The organism is Rouxiella sp. WC2420, from assembly GCF_041200025.1.
Lineage (GTDB): Bacteria > Pseudomonadota > Gammaproteobacteria > Enterobacterales > Enterobacteriaceae > Rouxiella.
The window spans coordinates 4,233,094-4,252,314 of the sequence record NZ_CP165628.1 but is presented as its reverse complement, the minus strand read 5'-3'; the positions used below and the strand labels follow the sequence as shown (position 1 = coordinate 4,252,314).

Annotated in this window: 22 protein-coding genes; 10 read left to right on the top strand and 12 right to left on the bottom strand. The window is 51.3% G+C overall.

Going from position 1 to position 19,221, the window contains the following annotated elements; translation table 11 throughout:
• Nucleotides 1–45: 45 nt before the first annotated feature.
• Nucleotides 46–594, bottom strand: a complete 549-nt coding sequence (locus AB3G37_RS19720) for a DUF3251 domain-containing protein (RefSeq protein WP_009638661.1) — start codon at nt 592–594, stop codon at nt 46–48.
• Nucleotides 595–733: 139 nt separating this feature from the next.
• On the opposite strand from AB3G37_RS19720, the gene nrdR reads away from it, so the two are divergent.
• From nrdR to pgpA, 6 genes are all read left to right on the top strand, one after another.
• The gene (gene nrdR / locus AB3G37_RS19715; RefSeq protein ID WP_009638660.1) at nt 734–1,183 is read left to right on the top strand and encodes a transcriptional regulator NrdR; all 450 of its coding nucleotides are present in this window, start codon (nt 734–736) and stop codon (nt 1,181–1,183) included.
• A gap of 29 nt (nt 1,184–1,212) precedes the next feature.
• Complete coding sequence (gene ribD / locus AB3G37_RS19710) at nt 1,213–2,355, top strand: bifunctional diaminohydroxyphosphoribosylaminopyrimidine deaminase/5-amino-6-(5-phosphoribosylamino)uracil reductase RibD (RefSeq protein ID WP_369788855.1); 1,143 nt, start codon at nt 1,213–1,215, stop codon at nt 2,353–2,355.
• 181 nt (nt 2,356–2,536) lie between these two features.
• The gene (gene ribE / locus AB3G37_RS19705; protein WP_009638658.1) at nt 2,537–3,007 is read left to right on the top strand and encodes a 6,7-dimethyl-8-ribityllumazine synthase; all 471 of its coding nucleotides are present in this window, start codon (nt 2,537–2,539) and stop codon (nt 3,005–3,007) included.
• A gap of 20 nt (nt 3,008–3,027) precedes the next feature.
• Complete coding sequence (nusB, locus tag AB3G37_RS19700) at nt 3,028–3,441, top strand: transcription antitermination factor NusB (RefSeq protein WP_009638657.1); 414 nt, start codon at nt 3,028–3,030, stop codon at nt 3,439–3,441.
• A gap of 92 nt (nt 3,442–3,533) precedes the next feature.
• Nucleotides 3,534–4,520, top strand: coding sequence for a thiamine-phosphate kinase (gene thiL, locus AB3G37_RS19695; RefSeq protein ID WP_369788854.1), 987 nt, complete (start codon nt 3,534–3,536; stop codon nt 4,518–4,520).
• A gap of 86 nt (nt 4,521–4,606) precedes the next feature.
• Nucleotides 4,607–5,101: a phosphatidylglycerophosphatase A gene (gene pgpA / locus AB3G37_RS19690; protein WP_009638655.1), complete on the top strand. Its 495-nt coding sequence runs from the start codon at nt 4,607–4,609 to the stop codon at nt 5,099–5,101.
• A 187-nt stretch (nt 5,102–5,288) separates the two neighbouring features.
• On the opposite strand, the gene AB3G37_RS19685 is transcribed toward pgpA, so the two are convergent.
• The 4 genes from AB3G37_RS19685 to xseB form a co-directional block, all read right to left on the bottom strand.
• Nucleotides 5,289–6,263: an aldo/keto reductase gene (locus tag AB3G37_RS19685; protein ID WP_369788853.1), complete on the bottom strand. Its 975-nt coding sequence runs from the start codon at nt 6,261–6,263 to the stop codon at nt 5,289–5,291.
• A gap of 196 nt (nt 6,264–6,459) precedes the next feature.
• A complete protein-coding gene (gene dxs, locus AB3G37_RS19680; protein WP_369788852.1) occupies nt 6,460–8,322 on the bottom strand; it encodes a 1-deoxy-D-xylulose-5-phosphate synthase in 1,863 nt (620 codons plus the stop codon).
• Between the two features lie 67 nt (nt 8,323–8,389).
• Nucleotides 8,390–9,319: a (2E,6E)-farnesyl diphosphate synthase gene (ispA, locus tag AB3G37_RS19675; RefSeq protein ID WP_009638652.1), complete on the bottom strand. Its 930-nt coding sequence runs from the start codon at nt 9,317–9,319 to the stop codon at nt 8,390–8,392.
• 6 nt (nt 9,320–9,325) lie between these two features.
• Nucleotides 9,326–9,568 (bottom strand): exodeoxyribonuclease VII small subunit, encoded by a 243-nt coding sequence (gene xseB / locus AB3G37_RS19670; protein WP_009638651.1) that lies wholly within the window; start codon nt 9,566–9,568, stop codon nt 9,326–9,328.
• A 245-nt stretch (nt 9,569–9,813) separates the two neighbouring features.
• Here xseB and thiI point away from each other — a divergent pair, with 245 nt between their 5' ends.
• Nucleotides 9,814–11,262, top strand: coding sequence for a tRNA uracil 4-sulfurtransferase ThiI (thiI, locus tag AB3G37_RS19665; RefSeq protein WP_369788851.1), 1,449 nt, complete (start codon nt 9,814–9,816; stop codon nt 11,260–11,262).
• Nucleotides 11,263–11,327: 65 nt separating this feature from the next.
• Here the strand turns inward: thiI and AB3G37_RS19660 are convergent, their stop codons facing one another.
• The 5 genes from AB3G37_RS19660 to AB3G37_RS19640 form a co-directional block, all read right to left on the bottom strand.
• Nucleotides 11,328–12,050 (bottom strand): phosphatase PAP2 family protein, encoded by a 723-nt coding sequence (locus AB3G37_RS19660; RefSeq protein WP_369788850.1) that lies wholly within the window; start codon nt 12,048–12,050, stop codon nt 11,328–11,330.
• 166 nt (nt 12,051–12,216) lie between these two features.
• The gene (locus tag AB3G37_RS19655) at nt 12,217–12,621 is read right to left on the bottom strand and encodes a hypothetical protein (RefSeq protein WP_369788849.1); all 405 of its coding nucleotides are present in this window, start codon (nt 12,619–12,621) and stop codon (nt 12,217–12,219) included.
• 94 nt (nt 12,622–12,715) lie between these two features.
• Complete coding sequence (gene yajL / locus AB3G37_RS19650) at nt 12,716–13,306, bottom strand: protein deglycase YajL (RefSeq protein ID WP_009638647.1); 591 nt, start codon at nt 13,304–13,306, stop codon at nt 12,716–12,718.
• Nucleotides 13,266–14,180, bottom strand: a complete 915-nt coding sequence (panE, locus tag AB3G37_RS19645) for a 2-dehydropantoate 2-reductase (protein WP_009638646.1) — start codon at nt 14,178–14,180, stop codon at nt 13,266–13,268. Before panE ends, yajL begins: the two co-directional genes overlap by 41 nt.
• Before the next feature lie 243 nt (nt 14,181–14,423).
• Nucleotides 14,424–14,972 (bottom strand): helix-turn-helix domain-containing protein, encoded by a 549-nt coding sequence (locus AB3G37_RS19640; protein ID WP_009638645.1) that lies wholly within the window; start codon nt 14,970–14,972, stop codon nt 14,424–14,426.
• A 102-nt stretch (nt 14,973–15,074) separates the two neighbouring features.
• Here AB3G37_RS19640 and AB3G37_RS19635 point away from each other — a divergent pair, with 102 nt between their 5' ends.
• The 3 genes from AB3G37_RS19635 to AB3G37_RS19625 all read left to right on the top strand — a co-directional run bounded on the left by AB3G37_RS19635 (nt 15,075) and on the right by AB3G37_RS19625 (nt 16,680).
• Nucleotides 15,075–15,749 carry an AzlC family ABC transporter permease gene (locus AB3G37_RS19635; RefSeq protein WP_369788848.1) on the top strand — a complete coding sequence of 225 codons (675 nt, stop codon included), beginning with the start codon at nt 15,075–15,077 and terminating at the stop codon, nt 15,747–15,749.
• The gene (locus AB3G37_RS19630; RefSeq protein ID WP_369788847.1) at nt 15,746–16,069 is read left to right on the top strand and encodes an AzlD domain-containing protein; all 324 of its coding nucleotides are present in this window, start codon (nt 15,746–15,748) and stop codon (nt 16,067–16,069) included. The genes AB3G37_RS19635 and AB3G37_RS19630 overlap by 4 nt, the downstream gene beginning before the upstream one ends.
• A 119-nt stretch (nt 16,070–16,188) precedes the next feature.
• Complete coding sequence (locus tag AB3G37_RS19625) at nt 16,189–16,680, top strand: YajQ family cyclic di-GMP-binding protein (protein ID WP_009638642.1); 492 nt, start codon at nt 16,189–16,191, stop codon at nt 16,678–16,680.
• 83 nt (nt 16,681–16,763) lie between these two features.
• Here AB3G37_RS19625 and AB3G37_RS19620 read toward each other — a convergent pair whose 3' ends face one another.
• Both AB3G37_RS19620 and cyoE read right to left on the bottom strand, forming a co-directional pair.
• Nucleotides 16,764–18,128: an MFS transporter gene (locus AB3G37_RS19620; RefSeq protein WP_369788846.1), complete on the bottom strand. Its 1,365-nt coding sequence runs from the start codon at nt 18,126–18,128 to the stop codon at nt 16,764–16,766.
• Between the two features lie 192 nt (nt 18,129–18,320).
• Nucleotides 18,321–19,211, bottom strand: a complete 891-nt coding sequence (cyoE, locus tag AB3G37_RS19615) for a heme o synthase (protein WP_037379263.1) — start codon at nt 19,209–19,211, stop codon at nt 18,321–18,323.
• Nucleotides 19,212–19,221: the final 10 nt, after the last annotated feature.

Below are 19,221 nucleotides of genomic sequence, written 5' to 3'. Positions count from 1 at the left end.
GCCTTTTTTTACGCCTGCGATCTGCTCTGGATGCTACAAGTGAAGTTACTTCTGTGCGCTAATCGGCGTCAGCTGATGCAGGTGGACAAAGCCCAGCGTTTCTGGAGTGACATGGCTAAACCGCACTTCGGTCGTTTGCTCGCTTGAAGGTAACAGACGTGGTGTAACGGTAATAATTTGAGATTGCATATCCACAGTCAGCGGTTTGCCGGTGACCTGATCCAGCTGTCCCCACTCAACGACTGCGCTAAACGACGGCAGCGGTTTGCCAGAGGTAGCCTTAATTTTCAATATCGCGCTGGTGCCGGTGCTGTCTGGCGAAACTGAGTCCAACTCGAGACTCAACTGACCGAATTCAGTATTCAGCAAGGCTGCCGTTTTAGCCTGTGGCAACAAATAAACGCCGCTGGTGGATTGGCGGTTCAGCAAGGTCTGACGTTCCAGCGCGCCAGCAAGATCCGTCAGCCTGTCGAGTTTCTGATTAAGCTGGCTGACTTCGCTAGTCAGTGCTGGCGTGGCAGGTTTCTGCTGGGCGCAACCCGCCAAACCAAGCAGGGCGGTAACGGCGAAAATAGCGCGAGAATAGGAAGTCATTGACCTGATGTCCTTATAGGTTTTATGAAGAATTAATGCCCAAGTTTATCATGATAGTGCGTTGGTTATCTGACAGCCTTTGTTGTCGGGTCAGTTCGCGGTAAACTACTGTCCAGATAATATCCGAGCAGGAAGTTCTATGCATTGTCCATTTTGTGCAGCCGTTGACACCAAGGTTATCGATTCACGTCTGGTAGGCGATGGATCACAGGTCCGCCGTCGTCGCCAGTGTCTGGTGTGCAGCGAACGTTTCACCACTTTCGAAGTGGCAGAACTGGTTATGCCTCGCGTGATCAAAAGCAATGAAGTCCGTGAGCCATTCAACGAAGACAAACTGCGTAGCGGTTTTTTAAAAGCACTCGAGAAACGCCCTGTCAGTTCCGATGACGTGGAAATGGCGATCAGCCATATTAAATCGCAACTTCGCGCCACCGGTGAACGTGAAGTTCCCGCCAAGATGATTGGCAATTTGGTGATGGATGCTTTGAAAGGGCTGGATAAAGTGGCGTATATACGTTTTGCGTCGGTGTACCGCAGTTTTGAAGATATCCGTGAGTTCGGTGAAGAAATTGCCCGGCTTCAGGACTAACACTTCTTTCTAACTCCACAGGGAAGGCCATGTTCAGCGACGATTACTACATGGCGCGAGCTTTTGAGCTTGCGCGCAAGGGACGCTTTACCACCACTCCAAACCCTAACGTAGGCTGTGTGATAGTTCGCGACGGCGAGATAGTCGGCGAAGGTTATCATATCAAAGCCGGAGGACCGCACGCCGAGGTTCATGCCCTGCGCATGGCCGGTGAGCAGGCTCGCGGCGCAACTGCCTATGTGACGCTGGAACCCTGTAGCCATCATGGCCGCACGCCGCCCTGTGCTGATGCTTTGCTCAACGCCGGTATTATCCGTGTCGTGGCCGCAATGCAGGACCCAAATCCCGAGGTCGCCGGTCGTGGTCTTTATCGCCTCAGGCAGGCAGGGGTAGAAGTCAGCAATGGTTTGATGCTTAGCCAGGCCGAAGCGGTGAATCTCGGCTTCCTGAAACGTATGCGCACTGGTTTCCCTTACGTGCAGCTTAAGATGGCCGCCTCGCTAGATGGCAGAACCGCAATGGCCTCGGGGGAAAGTCAGTGGATTACTTCCGCTGCCGCGCGTCAGGACGTTCAGCGTTTTCGCGCCGCCAGCTCGGCGATTCTGAGTTCCAGCGCTACCGTCCTGGCCGACGATCCGTCATTAACTGTGCGCTGGAGCGAGCTGGATCAAGATACGCAGGATCAATACAACCAGGCGTTGTCAGCGATTGGCAGTACCGCACCTGATGCTCTTCGCCAACCGTTGCGGGTGATTGTCGATAGCAAAAACCGGGTAACCCCGCAGCACAAATTGGTGCATCAGCCGGGCGAGACCCTGCTGGCCCGTTTGCAGGCCGACGGGCAGAGCTGGCCAGAAAATCTCCGGCAGCTCGTGGTGCCGGCAACCGCCGACAACCGCGTTGATCTGGTAATCCTGATGATGCAGCTGGCTAAACAGCAGGTGAATTCCGTCTGGGTCGAAGCCGGATCAGAGCTGGCAGGTGCGCTGTTGCAGGCCGGTTTAGTCGATGAGCTTATTATCTACATGGCACCAAAGTTGCTGGGTGAAAACGGTCGTGCGCTTTGCGTATTACCTGGGCTGGAAAGCCTGACCGATGCTCCAGCCTTTGAATTCAGTGATGTCAGGCAGGTCGGCCCGGATCTGCGTTTGCGTATGAAACCGGTCTATTAAGAGCTAAAGAACGGCCAATATTTGGTACTGTCTGAGCAGGTTTACAAAACCGTGTGTCCAGGCAGGTGAATAATATGATAGAATCCGCCCCCCTGCGGCTAAGCATGGGCTGGGTCGATGCTTTAACTTAAAAGCTTTGTCATAAAAAACATAACGATTTAACCCATTCTAAGGAAACTTTATGAACGTTATTGAAGGTGTTGTAGCAACTCCTAACGCGAAAGTAGCCATCGCGATTGCCCGTTTTAACAATTTCATCAACGACAGCCTGCTTTCCGGCGCGATTGATGCGTTGAAACGTATTGGCCAGGTTGCAGACGACAACATCACCGTTGTATGGGTTCCTGGTGCTTATGAGCTGCCTCTCGCGGCTCGCGCGTTGGCTAACAGCAAGAAATATGATGCTGTTATCGCGCTGGGCACCGTTATCCGTGGGGGTACCGCCCATTTTGAATTCGTTGCTGGCGAATGCAGCTCTGGCCTGTCCAGCGTTGCGATGAACAGTGAAATCCCGGTTGCCTTTGGTGTGCTGACAACAGAAAGCATTGAACAAGCCATCGAACGCGCGGGAACCAAAGCCGGTAATAAAGGTGCAGAAGCTGCCCTGACCGCGCTTGAAATGATCAATGTTATCAAGGCCATCAAGGCCTGAATCTAGTTAAGGGGAATTCCGTGAAACCTGCTGCTCGTCGCCGCGCCCGTGAATGTGCCGTACAGGCGCTTTACTCTTGGCAGTTGTCTAAAAACGACATCGCCGATGTTGAATTACAGTTCCTGACCGAGCAGGATGTCAAAGATGTCGACATTACCTATTTCCGTGAGCTGCTGTCAGGTGTTGCCACCTCGGCCGACAAGCTCGACGCGCTGATGGCTCCGTATTTGTCTCGTCAGCTCGAAGAATTGGGTCAGGTTGAACGTGCGATCTTGCGTCTGGCTCTTTTTGAGCTGAGCAAGCGCCAGGACGTCCCTTACAAAGTGGCTATCAACGAAGCAATCGAATTGGCGAAAACCTTCGGTGCCGAAGACAGCCACAAGTTTGTTAACGGTGTGCTGGATAAAGCAGGCCCGCACATTCGTAAGAAGTAACGTTCCTTGTTAAAGAACGCGTTTCATTAAGGCCGGATCTCCGGCCTTAATGCATTGTGAAACGCAGGATCGTCAATTTTTGGAATAATACTATGGCATGCGGCGAATTTGATTTAATTGCGCGCTATTTTAATCGCTACAGAACGGCTCGTCAGGACGTTCAGTTAGGCATTGGCGACGATTGCGCCCTGCTGACTGTTGCCGACAAACAGCAGATAGCGGTGAGTACTGACACCCTTGTCGAAGGCATACACTTCCTAAAAACGATTTCACCTGCCGACCTCGGCTATAAAGCACTGGCGGTCAATCTCAGTGATTTAGCCGCTATGGGGGCAGATCCTGCCTGGGTTTCCCTGGCGTTAACATTGCCGGAAGTGAATACCGACTGGTTAGAGGCGTTTAGTGACAGCCTGTTTGAGCAGCTTGATTATTATGGCATGCAGCTGATTGGCGGCGACACCACGCGCGGTCCGTTGAGTATGACTTTAACGATTCAGGGGCTTATCCCCGCCGGTCGCGCCTTGTTGCGAAGTGGCGCAAAGGTAGGGGACTGGATCTATGTCACCGGGACTTTGGGTGACAGCGCGGCGGGTCTGGCTATTTTGCAGGACCGCCTTATCATTGATGACGAAAAGGCCTCAGATGTATTGTGCAAGCGCCATCTCCGTCCCAAGCCGCGTGTGTTACAGGGACAGGCGCTGCGCCAACTTGCCACTTCGGCGATTGATATTTCCGATGGCCTGATTTCCGACCTCAAACATGTTCTCAAGGCCAGCGAATGCGGTGCACGTCTGGATCTCGATTTGCTGCCATACTCCTCTGAGTTGCAACAGCACGTCGAGCCGGAGCAGGCGCTGAAGTGGGCGCTTACCGGGGGAGAGGATTATGAACTGTGCTTCACGGTTCCAGAAATCAATCGCGGGGCATTAGACGTTGCCTTGGGCCATTTAGGCGCGCAGTTTACCTGTATCGGCCAAATCGCACCGCTTTCTGAAGGCATCAAATATCAGCGTTCAGGCGAGACCGTTGAGCTTGAATGGCAGGGATTCGATCATTTCGCACAGGAGAATGGCTCGTGACCATCGAGAACAATACCCGCGGTAATGCAGGAAACAAAAAACGGCCGATGCGCCACAAAGGCAGAACAGGTAACGATGCTGCCGATATGGCGGCGGCGAAGAAGCGACTTGACTTGCGTAATCCGTGGCACCTGCTGGCAACTGGCTTCGGCAGCGGATTATTTCCAGTCGGACCAGGTACCGCAGGCTCTATCGCCGCGATCCCTTTCTGGATAGTGCTGACTTATCTGCCGTGGCAGGTCTATTCGCTGGTGGTAATGTTCTCCATCTGTATCGGGGTTTATCTCTGCCGCCAGACGGCAAAAGATATGCGCGTACACGATCACGGCAGTATCGTGTGGGACGAATTTGTCGGCATGTGGATAACCCTGATGGCGTTGCCGACCAATGACTGGCAGTGGGTAGTTATCGGCTTCGTGGTGTTCCGTATTTTAGATATCTGGAAGCCGTGGCCTATCCGCTGGTTTGACCGCAACGTGCAGGGCGGCATGGGTATCATGATTGATGATGTAGTGGCCGGGGTATTTGGCGCGGCGATTATCTATCTGATTGGTCATCACTGGCCGACCGGGCTGTTCTGATAGATGTAAATGTGATCCGATTGGCAAAGCCAATCCGCGATTCGAGCATTCTAAGCTAGACCACGACAAAACGGGCGTCAGGGAGAATATCCCGACGCCCGTTTTATATTTCAGCAACTTATCAGATTACTTCGCAGTTCCCGTAGCAAAAATCAGGAAAAAATCAGGTGACTAAAGGGAAACTGCCTTACTTGAAGCCGGTGGCCTGATGAGGAACATAGGCCATTTCCAACTCGGCAATCTCTTCAATGCTCAATCTGATATCCAGAGCGGCAATCGCATCTTCTAGGTGCCCAGCCCGCGAGGCGCCAATAATCGGCGCAGTCACCGCCGGTTTGCTCAAGATCCACGCCAGCGCAATTTGCGCGCGCGGCACACTGTGGTCTTCGGCGATTTTAGCTACGCGTTCGGCAATTTTGGCATCTGCCTCTTCGGTTTCACCATAAAGTGCCGGGATCACCTCGTCAGAAACCGAGCGTGCAGTCGTTTCACCCCATGGACGAGTCAGGCGGCCGCGCGCCAATGGGCTCCACGGCAACACAGCAATATTCTTTTCCAGGCAAAGCGGGTGCATCTCTTTTTCTTCTTCGCGTTGGATCAGGTTGTACTGGTCCTGCATTGAGACAAACGGGGCAAAGCCGTGCAGTTTCTGCAAATCCAGCGCCTGTTTAAACTGTGAGGCGTGCATGGAAGAAGCGCCTATAAAGCGCGCCTTGCCGGCGGTAACCACTTCATTCAAGGCCTCTAACGTTTCCTCGATCGGCGTTTCATAATCCCAACGATGGATTTGCAGCAAATCTACATAATCGGTGCCGAGGCGGTTCAGGCTGTCATCGATAGATTGTAGAATCGAGGCGCGAGAAAGGCCCCCTTTGAGGTTCGACAGCGGGAAAAATACCTTGGTTGCCAGCACGAACTGGTCGCGTGGTAGAAATTCGCGCAGTACTTTGCCGACAATTTCTTCGCTGCTGCCGTCAGAATAGCTGTTGGCAGTATCGAAAAAGTTAATTCCGGCGTCGACAGCCTGCTTAATCAGTGGGCGGCTGCTCTCTTCGGGCAGTGTCCAGGCGTGTTTCCCCCGCGATGGCTCACCATAGGTCATACAGCCGAGGCACAGGCGTGACACTTTCAGCCCGGTAGTTCCTAATTGGGTATATTGCATGATTTCTCCGGCATCAACTTATTGAACAGAAGTTCGCTATCTCCGCGACGAGCGCAAAGTGAACTTCTTAAAAACGTGGGTAACGTTAACTGTAGCTCAGTCTGGAACGGGAAAATGTAGCTGAAGAGGACTGGAGAGATAAATCCCCCTTTTTGCTAAAGAAAAAGGGGGATACAAGGCAGATTACTGTGGAATATCAGGCAAGCCAGTCATTGATTTGACGCTCGATACCGGCGGCATCAAGACCCAAATCGCTGCGCACTTCTTCCTGTGTGCCCTGAGGCACAAACAGGTCAGGCAGGCCGATGTTAAGCACTGGAACCCTAACGCGTTTCGACATTAGCAATTCGTTCACGCCGCTGCCCGCACCGCCCATAATGGCGTTTTCTTCAACCGTAACCAGCGAGTCATGGCTGGCAGCCAGAGACAGAATTAACTCGTTATCCAGAGGTTTCACAAAGCGCATATCAACCAGCGTTGCGTTGAGATTCTCTGCTGCCGCTTTGGATTCTGGCAGTAAAGTACCGAAGTTGAGAATAGCTATTTTTTCGCCTTCGCGACGCACCACGCCCTTACCGATTGGCAAGGAAATCAGCGGCTCGCAGGTCGCGCCAGTGCCGGTACCGCGTGGATAACGCACGGCAACCGGGCCCTGATTGTGGTGATAACCGGTATGCAGCATCTGGCGACATTCGTTTTCATCACTTGGCGTCATGATAATCATATTCGGAATACAGCGCAGGAACGACAGGTCGAACGCACCCTGATGAGTTTGCCCGTCAGCGCCGACAATGCCGCCACGGTCGATTGCAAACAACACCGGCAGGTTCTGAATGGCCACGTCATGGATGACCTGATCGTAGGCGCGTTGCAGGAAGGTAGAATAAATCGCCACCACCGGCTTGTAACCGCCAATCGCCAGACCTGCGGCGAAGGTAACTGCGTGCTGTTCGGCAATCGCGACGTCAAAGTACTGCTGCGGGTAAGTTTTTGAGAATTTGACCATCCCCGAACCTTCGCGCATTGCAGGCGTGACGGCCATCAGCTTGCTGTCACCCGCTGCGGTTTCGCACAGCCAGTCACCAAACACTTTCGAATAGCTCGGCAGACCTTCTTTGCTTTTTGGCAGCGTGCCGCTCGCCGGATCGAATTTTGGCACCGCGTGGAAACTGATGGGATCGTTTTCTGCCGGCGCGTAGCCTTTGCCCTTGCGGGTCATGACGTGCAGCAGCTGTGGACCTTGCAGGTCGCGCATGTTTTTCAGGGTTTGCGCCAGCGCCACCACGTCGTGTCCGTCAACCGGGCCGATGTAGTTAAAGCCCAGCTCTTCAAACAGCGTACCCGGCACGACCATACCTTTCAAATGCTCTTCGGTGCGGCGGATCAGTTCCTTGATTGGCGGAACGCCTGACAACACTTTTTTGCTGCCTTCACGCAGGCGGGAATAAAGTTTGCCCGACAGCAGCTGCGCCAAGTGATTATTCAGCGCACCAACGTTTTCGGAAATTGACATCTCGTTATCGTTGAGCACCACCAGCATATCGGATTTGATATCACCGGCGTGGTTCATGGCTTCAAACGCCATACCGGCAGTGATGGCACCGTCGCCAATGACGCAGATAGTACGGCGGCCTTTGCCTTCACGCTCGGCGGCAACGGCCATGCCCAGACCGGCGCTTATCGAGGTCGAAGAGTGGCCGACAGAAAGCACGTCGTACTCGCTTTCATCACGCCACGGGAACGGATGCAGACCATTTTTTTGACGAATTGTAGAAATTCTGTCACGGCGACCGGTCAGAATTTTGTGCGGATAGGCCTGATGCCCTACATCCCAGATCAAATGATCAAAAGGTGTGTTGTAGACGTAATGCATGGCAACCGTCAGCTCAACGGTACCCAGACCGGAAGCAAAATGTCCGCTGGACTTACTGACGCTGTCCAGCAGGTACTGGCGCAGCTCGTCGCAAAGCTTGGGTAAGCTTTCTTTAGGAAGCGAGCGGAGTTCCCGAGGGTTCTCCGCCAGTGCCAGCGTTGGGTATTTGGCTATATCAAGACTCATTGGTTACTCATATAAGAGGCTCATCCAATTAATTTGGAAATATCGCGACGACAGCGTTTGGGGCAAATCAGCTATCACGCTCGATAACAAAGCGGGCTAACGCCAGCAATGGGGCCGTGTTGTAAGAATGTGTGGCCAGCTCATCCAGGGCGGCTACGGCTTCCAGATAAAGGTCTTTGGCCTTGGCCTGTGCGCCTTCCAGACCCAAAAGGGCAGGGTAGGTGCTTTTACCAAGCTGTTGATCCGCGCCTTGGCGTTTGCCCAGCGTTTGGGTATCGCCAATAACATCCAGAATATCGTCCTGTACCTGGAAGGCGAGACCAATGGCCTCAGCATAGCGGTCAAGCATTGGCAGTGCATCGCGTCCTGGTTTACCGGCAGCCAGTGCACCAATGCGCACGGCTGCACGGATCAGTGCGCCGGTTTTATGACGATGGATTAGCTCCAGCGCATTTAAATCAATCTGTTGGCCTTCTGCGGCGAGGTCCAGGGCCTGTCCGGCACACATTCCGGCGACGCCACTGGCTCGAGCCAACTCAGAAATCATCGACAGGCGATCGTTAACCGCCACGTCGGGCATTTCGACATCCGCCAGTATGGAAAACGCCAGCGTTTGCAGCGCATCACCGGCCAAAACGGCGTTGGCCTCACCAAATTTGATGTGGCAGGTTGGTTGTCCGCGGCGCAGGTCATCGTCGTCCATGGCCGGAAGATCGTCATGAATCAAAGAATAGGCGTGAATGCATTCAATGGCGGCGGCAGGCGCGTCCAGATTGCTCGGATTCAGACCAAAAAGTTGTCCACTGGCATACACTAAATAAGGGCGCAGTCGTTTTCCGCCCAGCAGCGAACCGTGGCGCATCGCCTGAACCAGCGGTGTATCGGCAAAAGGCAACACCGTCATGTAGGCTTCAAGCACGCCATCGACACGTTGTTGCATGTCGCGGAGCTGATGGCTGAAGCTTTTCGCTTCGAATTGTTGTTCTGTTTGGGACATCAGGTATTACTCAGCTTCCGGTGTAAAAGGTTGCAAAGGGGCGTCATTATCGCTGTCGAGCAGAATTTGTACCCGCTGTTCAGCCTGCTGTAATTTTTGCTGCCCCTGACGAGCAAGCTGTACGCCCTGTTCAAACTCATTCAGCGCGTCTTCCAGTGGCAGTTCCCCTGATTCAAGGCGTGCGACGATTTGTTCAAGTTCAGCCAATGCAGTTTCGAAATTGGCAGGTGGTGCAGCTTTTTTTGGCATAATTCTCTTTCAATATCGAAGGTCGGGGAGTCGTAAGCTCTTTTCAGAAACCTATGACGCGGATAACCGGACAGTATGATGCATCCTTTTGCGCGCAAAGTACCCGATTAAAGTGCTATACTTCGCGCCGCAGAATCTATTGGTAAGGGCAGTTTCGTTGAAGCATACCTTTACCAATAGTAGATTCTAGATCCTTATTCATACACTTACGACCCAGTATTCTCACCAGCCAACAAAAGAATGCCATGAAGTTTATCATTAAATTGTTTCCAGAAATCACCATCAAGAGCCAATCTGTGCGTTTGCGCTTCATTAAGATACTTGCAAGCAGCATTCGTAACGTTGTGAAGCCTAGCGATGAGACTTTGGCCGTGGTTCGCCATTGGGATCATATCGAAGTTCGCAGCAAAGACGAAAGCAAACATGATCAGATTGTTGAAATGCTTTGCCGAATTCCAGGTATTAATCACGTACTCGAGGTTGAAGACCGTCCGTACAACGATGTGCACCACATCTTTGAGCAGACTCTTGAAGCCTATCGTGAAGAGCTGGAAGGCAAAACCTTCTGCGTGCGCGTTAAACGCCGCGGCAAGCACAGCTTCAGCTCTGGTGACGTTGAACGCTACGTCGGTGGCGGTCTAAATCAGAATATTGCCTCGGCGTCAGTGAATCTCACTAACCCTGAAGTAACCGTTAAGCTTGAAATCAACGACGACCAGTTGGTCCTGATTAAGAGTCGCTATAAAGGCCTGAGCGGATACCCAATCGGCACCCAGGAAGACGTGCTGTCGCTGATTTCCGGCGGTTTTGACTCGGGCGTTTCCAGCTACATGCTGATGCGTCGCGGCAGCCGTGTACATTATTGCTTCTTCAATCTCGGCGGTTCGGCCCATGAAATTGGTGTAAAACAGGTCGCTTATTATCTGTGGAACCGTTTTGGCAGTTCGCATCGAGTGCGTTTTATCGCCATTGATTTTGAGCCAGTGGTGGGTGAAATCCTCGAGAAAATCGAAGACGGCCAGATGGGTGTGGTATTAAAACGCATGATGGTTCGTGCCGCTTCGACAATTGCCGAGCGCTACGGCGTGCAGGCGTTGGTGACCGGTGAAGCCTTGGGTCAGGTATCCAGCCAGACGCTGTCGAACCTGCGCCTGATTGACAATGCCACCGACACCCTGATTCTTCGCCCGCTGATTTCTCATGACAAGCAGCACATCATCGATATTGCGCGTGAAATCGGCACCGAAGACTTTGCTAAAACTATGCCAGAATACTGCGGTGTGATTTCCAAAAGCCCGACGGTCAAGGCAATTAAAGCCAAGATTGAAGCGGAAGAACAACAGTTTGATTTCTCGATTCTGGAAAAAGTCATTTCCGAAGCCAGAAATCAGGACATCCGCACCATTGCCGAAGAAACCGAGCAGGAAGTTGCCGAAGTTGAAACCGTGGCTGAATTTGCTGCAACCGATGTGGTGCTGGATATCCGTGCCCCTGACGAGCAGGAAGAGAAGCCTCTGCAGCTTGAAGGCGTTGAGGTTGAGGTGTTGCCGTTTTATAAACTCGGCGGCATGTTTGGCTCGTTCGACCAGAGCAAAACCTACCTGCTGTACTGCGATCGCGGTGTAATGAGTCGCTTGCAGGCGCTGTATCTGCATGAGCAAGGCTATAAAAACGTTAAGGTTTATCGCCCTTAGTCGTTAAGTATTGCGCATGAAAAAGGGATTGCTTCGGCAGTCCCTTTTTTTATTTAAGTGGCCTCTTATTTATTGGCTGACTGCATTTTGGAAATTTCTTCTTTAGCTTTTTCCAACTGGCTGACGAACTGCGGATTACTGTGCAATCTAGCCACGACAGCCGATGAAACCACCCGCGCCGCGTCCACATCGCTTTGCCAATGATACCCGCAAATTACTCGGCTTTGCCCCAGTTCAAAACCGCGCTTGAGGATCTCGTTCTGGCGCTGCGGGTTGATCTCGGCCAGCACCAGAGCGATCGACCAACCAATTGCAGTATGACCTGATGGATAAGAACCGTTTTTGGCTAATTTACTTTCATCTTCCGGGCGGCAGGTTGGCTCATGAAAGAAAGCGAACGGGCGAATACGGTTGTACTTTTCTTTCGCCGATTTAGTGGCGTAATCGCCCGCATCTTCTTTCATCGTTGAAATCAGTTCATAGGTCGCAGGCGTATTTTTTGCATCAATATCAAAACCAAAAGGTTTAGAGAAGTTTTTAGTCACGTTATCGGCGGTGGAGTCGGCATCGCTGTAGGCAATTTCGCCGCGTGGCGTATTGCGCAAATATTTTCCCTGCTCATAAGCAGCCTTGTCGGCCAGAAACGCCACACTGTCAAAAGCGGGAGGCGGCGGCAGAAGCTGCATGCTGTCTGCTGTGTCTTGCAGTGTGAGGTAATGTTTATCTGCTGAATGAGCGTAACCGGTTAATACTAAACTGATTAATAAGGCAGAGGTTAATTTTTTCACGCTTGATTTCCCTATGGTGATTGCAATGAGTTCTATTACTTTATGAAATATTTAGACATAAAATCATAACAACCACTGATAGGACTGCAACGAGCATGGCACGCTATTGTGACCACGGTCGCGCAAAGCTCTGAGTTACCTCAAAACTTTGGCGACTGGGGAAAAGTCAGTGCAATAATTGATCTGAGGTAACCTTCAAAAGCTCAAGGTTCATTATTAATAGTCGAGTTCTTACCTGATCCATTGGGGTAGGAATTGCTGCATGCAACTCTGCAAATTTTGAGGATTCATAGATTTTATCCATTCGCCTAGCTAATTTTGCTACTGCAACAGCGGCGCACTTACTGTCTGGATATTTAACTATTTTATCTAACGATCTGAGTGCCTTATTACATTTTTTATTGAACGCAGAAGTATTACTTTCGAGCATTTTTGACGCGCTTTTTAATCCATTGATTTGTTTAATCATTTGTTGGGCAGTGCTTAGGTTTGTGGGATTGGCACTCGGTGGCTGATTAACATGAGAGGGATAAAACACCGCATTGGCGGTAGAGGGCTTTATTGATGTCATTGGGTTCTCGGCTCAAAAATGAGATTTTAGAGCCGTTGCAACATATAAACTTATACTTTTCGCTTAAATCTAGTAAGAAACGAAAGTGAAGCAATTAGTCTTGATAGTTGTGTACCCCTGGATACAGCACTAACTGTGAGGCAACCTCGGCAGCTTTTTCTTTACCTATCAACAGGTCAATCATCTTAAGGGCAAATTCGATAGCAGTTCCTGGCCCCTGACTGGTCAACAGATTAACCCGAGGATCAAACATCACGCGTTTTTCCATCCATTTATTGACAGAAATTTTGTCTTTCAACGAAGGAGAGCCGGTCATATTCGCCACCGGAAAAAGATCGTGATATTCAAGAACCAGACCCGGAGCCGCGCATATTGCTGCTACCAACTTGCCCGTCACGTTGAGATGACGGACTTTTTCTACTAATAGCGGACTATCGCGAAAGCATTCTGCGCCTTTCAGGCCGCCGGGTAACACGATGACGTCAAAATCTTCATCAGCTACATCCACTAGCGCCACATCGGCGAGTATTTTTACTCCGCGCGAGCACAAAATCTCAAGATTGCCATCCCCGGCAACGCTGGCGGTCGTGACGTTGACACCGGCGCGCACCAGCAGGTCTATCGCCGTGACGGCTTCCAGTTCTTCACTGCCAGGTGCCAGACATACCAGAGCCGAAACGCTCATAATCATTTTCCTTTCTTTTAATTTTTTCAAATAAAGCGGTGTTAACTGGCAGTTGCAGGCCATGATTACGCCCACGGCGGAGCACATATCCGGTAATGTAATCTATCTCGGTGTGACGCTGATTGCGAATATCCTGCAGCATTGAAGAATGGTTGGCCGAAGTTGTGTCGATCACCTGATAAACAAAGTTTAGCAGCGAATCTTTATGCGTCTGATAACCTTCGAAATCCATCACTTCGGCCACTTCTGCGCAGATTTTTTCAATCTGATCCCCATAGGCCAGCAGATCGCCGTTGGTACAGTTATACAGCGCGGTCAGCGGGTTAATCACGCAGTTCACCGTGAGTTTGTTCCACAGCGAAGGCAAAATATTGTCGTGCCAGGCCACGTCGGGTAAGGCTTCGTGCAACATGTCAGCAATGTGACTCGCCCCGGTGCCGCGAGTATTGCCTGGGCCGATATGTGTAATGCCCGCGGCAACGTGAACAATCGCGTTGCCTTCGTGGCGGGCCGCGTGCGTTGTTGCGCCCAAAAGAATCGGCTGGCGGTGACGTGGCAGTTCGTCAATCGTGCCCATGCCGTTGTGCAACAACAATATTACGCAGTTTTCGTTAATCTGCGGTAGCAATGCGCCGAGGGCGCTCGAGACCTGCCAGGCTTTTAGCGTGACTAGCAATAGCTCACTGTCGGCCAAATGCTGTGGATCATTAGTGGGCAAGTTGCGATTAAACGCCTGTCCGTCAGGAAAGATGACGTTCACGGCGCAAAACGGCTGGGGAATGCGCACCCAACCTTGCACATCATGTCCTTGCTGATACAGCGTGGAGAGCCAGAGCTGGCCCAGAGCTCCGCAGCCTAAAACAGTAACCTTCATTTTTGCTCCTATATACCCCGCATCTTTCGTACTGTAACTGCATTCACATCCCTCGCTAACCCTAGTCACATACTTGAGGGATTAACTGGGTCGCTGCTTTGTTACAGCACTAAACCTACAGGGGTATAGATTGTGTCTTAAAAGCTTAAAGCCATTTAGATGAAACGCAGATGTTGCCAAAATGTAAAATCTATAATTCAAGTATAGCCTTTTGTGGCCCAGATCACACTTTTATGCCAAGTGTTAATTCTGTTCCAAGACCATAACCGCATGGGTATCGGGTTCCAATGCTTTGAAAACGTGGGGTTGATCGCCGGGATAGCAAATGTAATCGCCGGGATTTAATTCTACCGGATTGTCTTCGGGGCCAATTAAAGCACGGCCTTTTGTCACAATGATGTGTTCTACGGCACCCGGTGAGTGCGGATGTGAATGGCGGTCATCGCCCGGCTGTGTGATCAACATGTAGATATCTCTTCTGGCGCCGGGCGGGCAGGTGGCGAGCAGGATGGCTTTGTAATGGGCCATTTCGGCCGTTACTGACGGGCCTTCACCAAAGCGAATGACTTGTGAGGAGTCCACTTGCGGCTCCATCAGGCGAGCAAAGGGGATATCCAACGCCACGCAAAGCGACCACAGGGTTTCAATACTTGGATTACCGTTGCCGGATTCCAATTGCGACAGCGTCGATTTAGCGACTCCCGCGCGACGTGAAATTTCAGCCAAAGACAGCCCCGTTCTTTGCCGTTCTCTCACCAGTGCTTTGGCAATAATACTAATAGGTTGAGTCATTGTGGATCCCATCGTTTTATATATCGAACGATCGTTCGGCTTGAAAGTCTGTTGCGGATTGTTCATTATAACAGTCTACGCGTTCGATATGGGATAGGAATTATGCGTTCATCATGGATTTCGCCTCTGGGTGGCGATGTTATTAGAGCCATCGCTCTGGTCTGTCTGGCTGACGGGGTTGTTGGGTTATCTTACGGATCGTTGGCCACGGCCAGCGGTTTTCCACTTTGGGTGCCGATGACATTGTCGCTGCTGGTGATGGCGGGTGCCTCAGAGTTTTTGTTTGTCAGCATTGTGGCGGGTGGCGGCAGCCCGTTTGCCGGGGCGGCGGCGGGGCTATTGGTCAATGCGCGTCATCTGCCGTTTGGTATGGCGGTTAACGAATTAATCGGAAAAAATAATCAAGCCAGTCAGCTGTTTGGTTGCCACATTATGAATGATGAAAGCGTGGTATTCGGCATTTCACAAAAAAGCCCGGCCAAGGCGCGTATTGCCTATTGGCTGTGCGGGCTTGGTATAGCCGTTTGCTGGCCGGTCAGCGTATTGATTGGCGGATCTTTGGGGAAATTCATTCCAGATATCAATGTGATTGGTCTGGATGCCGTATTTCCCGCCATTATCATGGCGCTGACAGTTTCCGCATTGAGGCAGCGCCAAACATTACGCCGGGCGCTGAGTGGAATGCTGATTTCATTGGCAGCGGTGCCTTGGTTACCTACCGGGCTACCGGTGTTGTTCTCGCTGCTGGGGCTGGCGGCCTGGAGGAGGAATAAATGAGTCATCAAGCATTGATCATCACGGGCATTGCGTTGCTGGCATTGGGCACCTACGCATTCCGTTTTGCCGGTTTCAAACTTGGCGGTCGCCTGACACTTTCAGCCAATGCTACGGCATTGCTCGCCGATGCAGCAACCACTTTGCTGTTGGCTGTCGCCGCGATTGCAACTTTTTATCAGGGGGAGGACTTTGCCGGTTTTGCTCGCCCGACTGGCGTCGCGGTAGCGGCATTTCTTGCCTGGCGCAAGCGGCCTCTAATTGTCGTCATTCTTGTTGCAGCGGCTTTAACGGCTGGGCTAAGACTATTGGGGCTAAAATAGTCTTAAAAGCAGGCAGAAGCTTCAGTTTGTACGGCCGGTCTTTGGAAATGGGCAGCTAAGAAGGTATTATGATGGCCATCGAAGAGTTACGTACAAATAAATTTAAGGGAGAAGCGACAATGCCATCTTTCGATATTGTTTCTGAAATTGATATGCAGGAAGTTCGCAACGCGGTAGAGAATGCTACCCGTGATTTGGCCAACCGTTTCGATTTTCGCAACGTTGAGGCTAGTTTTGAACTGAACGAAAAAGACGAAAGCATCAAAGTTGCCAGCGTTTCAGATTTTCAGGTCGAGCAGCTGCTGGATATCCTGCGTTCTGCCTTGCTCAAGCGCAACATTGAAGGCGGCGCACTGGAAATTCCTAAAGAGATGGAGCACAGCGGTAAAACCTTTAGCGTCAACGCCAAGCTGCATTCAGGCATTGAGAGCGCGCTGGCCAAGAAGATTGTGAAGCTGATTAAAGACAGTAAATTGAAAGTGCAGGCGCAGATCCAGGGCGATGAAGTGCGTGTAACCGGCAAGGCTCGCGACGATTTGCAGGCTGTAATGGCGCTGGTGCGCGGTGGCGATCTCGGACAACCGTTCCAGTTCAAGAACTTCCGCGACTAAAAAATAGTCTTCCTTTTTAAAAGGACGACAAAAAAGGGGACAAACGACTCAGTCGTAGTCCCCTTTTTTTCTACCTACTTCAATCAGGCCTGACTAACAAACGCCTCAAGCGCCTGACGATTAGTCTGTTTGGTATCAACTTTCACGTAAGCACTCAGTTCGCTCGCCACCACAACGACATCGGCAACGCCAGGTTGCGATTTCATGCGTGATTCCAGCGACGCGTCTTTAGCCACTTCTTCAGAAAGAGTAATGCGCAGGCTGCTAACATAAGGCGGCTCGGACATGGTCGCACTGACAAAGAACCAAACCAGGGCAATGGCCGCACACACCAGGAATACCGCACCGGCTCCTGCATGACCAAAAATAAATCCGCCCAGACTGCCGCCGATCGCCACGCCAATAAACTGGCTGGTGGAGTAAAGGCCCATCGCCGTGCCTTTATAGCCTGCTGGAGATTCTTTACTGATTAGCGAAGGCAGAATCGCTTCCATCACGTTAAACGCCAGGAAGAACAGCTGGATACCGGCAATAATTACCCAGAAATGCAGACCGGCAAACCACAGCACCAGTTCCGCAAGCAGGAGAACCGCCACGCAACCCATAAAGACCTGCTTCATGTGGCGTTTTTTCTCGGCATAGATAATAACCGGGATCACCGCGATAAATGACGTCAGCATGGTGATCAGATAAACGCGCCAGTGTTCACTTGGTGGGAAACCGGCACTCTCCATCACTCGAGGTAACACCACAAAGCTCGACATCAGCAGAATGTGCAGGCAAAGGATACCAAAGTTGAGTTTCAGTAATTTGCTGTTGGTCAACACTTTACTGAAGCTACCTTTTACCATGCTCGATTCACGATTGAGAATATGCGTAGCAGGGGAGGGGACCACGGTTAAAGTGATCACGATGCCGGCAAGTGTCAGGACGGCAATCGCCCAAAACAGCGCGTTCAAACCCCAGGCGTGGGTGATGATTGGGCCTAATACCATCGCGATGGCGAAGGTAATGCCGAAGCTGATTCCGATAAAGGCCATAGCCTTGGTGCGGTTCTGCTCGCGAGTCAGGTCTGACATTAGCGCCATGACCGCTGCGGCAATGGCACCCGAGCCTTGCAGCGCACGACCAATAATCACGCCCCAAATGGAGTCGGTACTGGCGGCAACGACACTACCTGCCGTGAAGATCAGCAGTCCGAAGACAATAAGCGGTTTACGCCCCATGCGGTCAGAGAGCAGGCCGAAGGGGATCTGGAAAATGGCCTGAGCCAGGCCGTAAATACCAATGGCGATACCGATGAGGGTTTCGCTGGCCCCGGATAAAGACATACCGTAAGTGGTTAGAACCGGCAAAACCATGAACATGCCGAGCATGCGTAATGAAAATACCGTCCCTAGTCCCCAGGTTGCCCGACTTTCCTGCCGAGTCATTTGATTATCGTTCATTGCTACCTCAAAATTACAAACAGCGTCATTGTAGTGTTTTCTTTGCGCGCAGGTAAATCGCTGGATGTTTAGCAGATATTTCAGATTTCTCAAGATTGACGAGAATGTTTTTTAAACTGGGGTATTTCAGGTGAGAGATCCAAAAAAAATGGCCGGTAGCGATACCGGCCATTTAACCTTTAACTCAATAGCTTACCAAACGTAGGCCAGTAAGTGATTAGGTGCTGCTGCTGCATTAAAGTCGACAGACATCATGACACTCAGTGAAGTGATGGCAACGATGGAGAAAACAAACAGCTTTCTTGCCCAAACGATGTCATTTTCAGTTTTGTATCCGCGCAGAGCCATGCCCAACCACCACACGCTCACTGCCGCTGCGACGATCAGGTATTTATAACCCGCGTAACCGCTGAGTGTCAGCATCAGAGTGGCGATCATAAAGGCCAGGATCCAGACCGTAATATGATGCTTGGCGACTGCAACGCCTTTAACTACCGGCAGAACCGGAATGTTGGCAGCCTGATAATCTTTAAAGCGGAAGATGGCTATCGCATAGGAATGCGGCATCTGCCACAGGCTGAAGATCAGCAACAGGATCAACGCACCGGTATCGAACTGGCCGCTTACGGCACAGTATCCGATAACCGGCGGCGCTGCGCCGGATAAGCTACCAATCAGCGTGCCGTAGACTGAGTGGCGTTTCATGTACAGGCTATAAATCCCGACATAAACCACAAAGCCCATTACCGCCAACCACATAGACAATGGGTTGGCGCCAACGTACAGCAGTGCGAAGCCTAAAATACCCAGGATAGTAGCGTAAACCAGGGTGGTTTTCGGCGGTATAAGTCCTTTTACCAGGACTCGGTTCTTCGTTCTTTCCATTACCTTGTCGATGTCGCGGTCTATGTAGTTGTTAAACACACAGCCTGAAGCGACAACCAACGAGACGCCAACAAACGCAGCGAGAAAGAGAGGGAAATCGATGCTTCCTTTGGAAGCAAGGAGGAATCCCCCCACGACAGAAATTAAATTACCGAAAATAATTCCTGGCTTAGTTACTTGCAGGTATTTCTTAATCATCACATGCAGC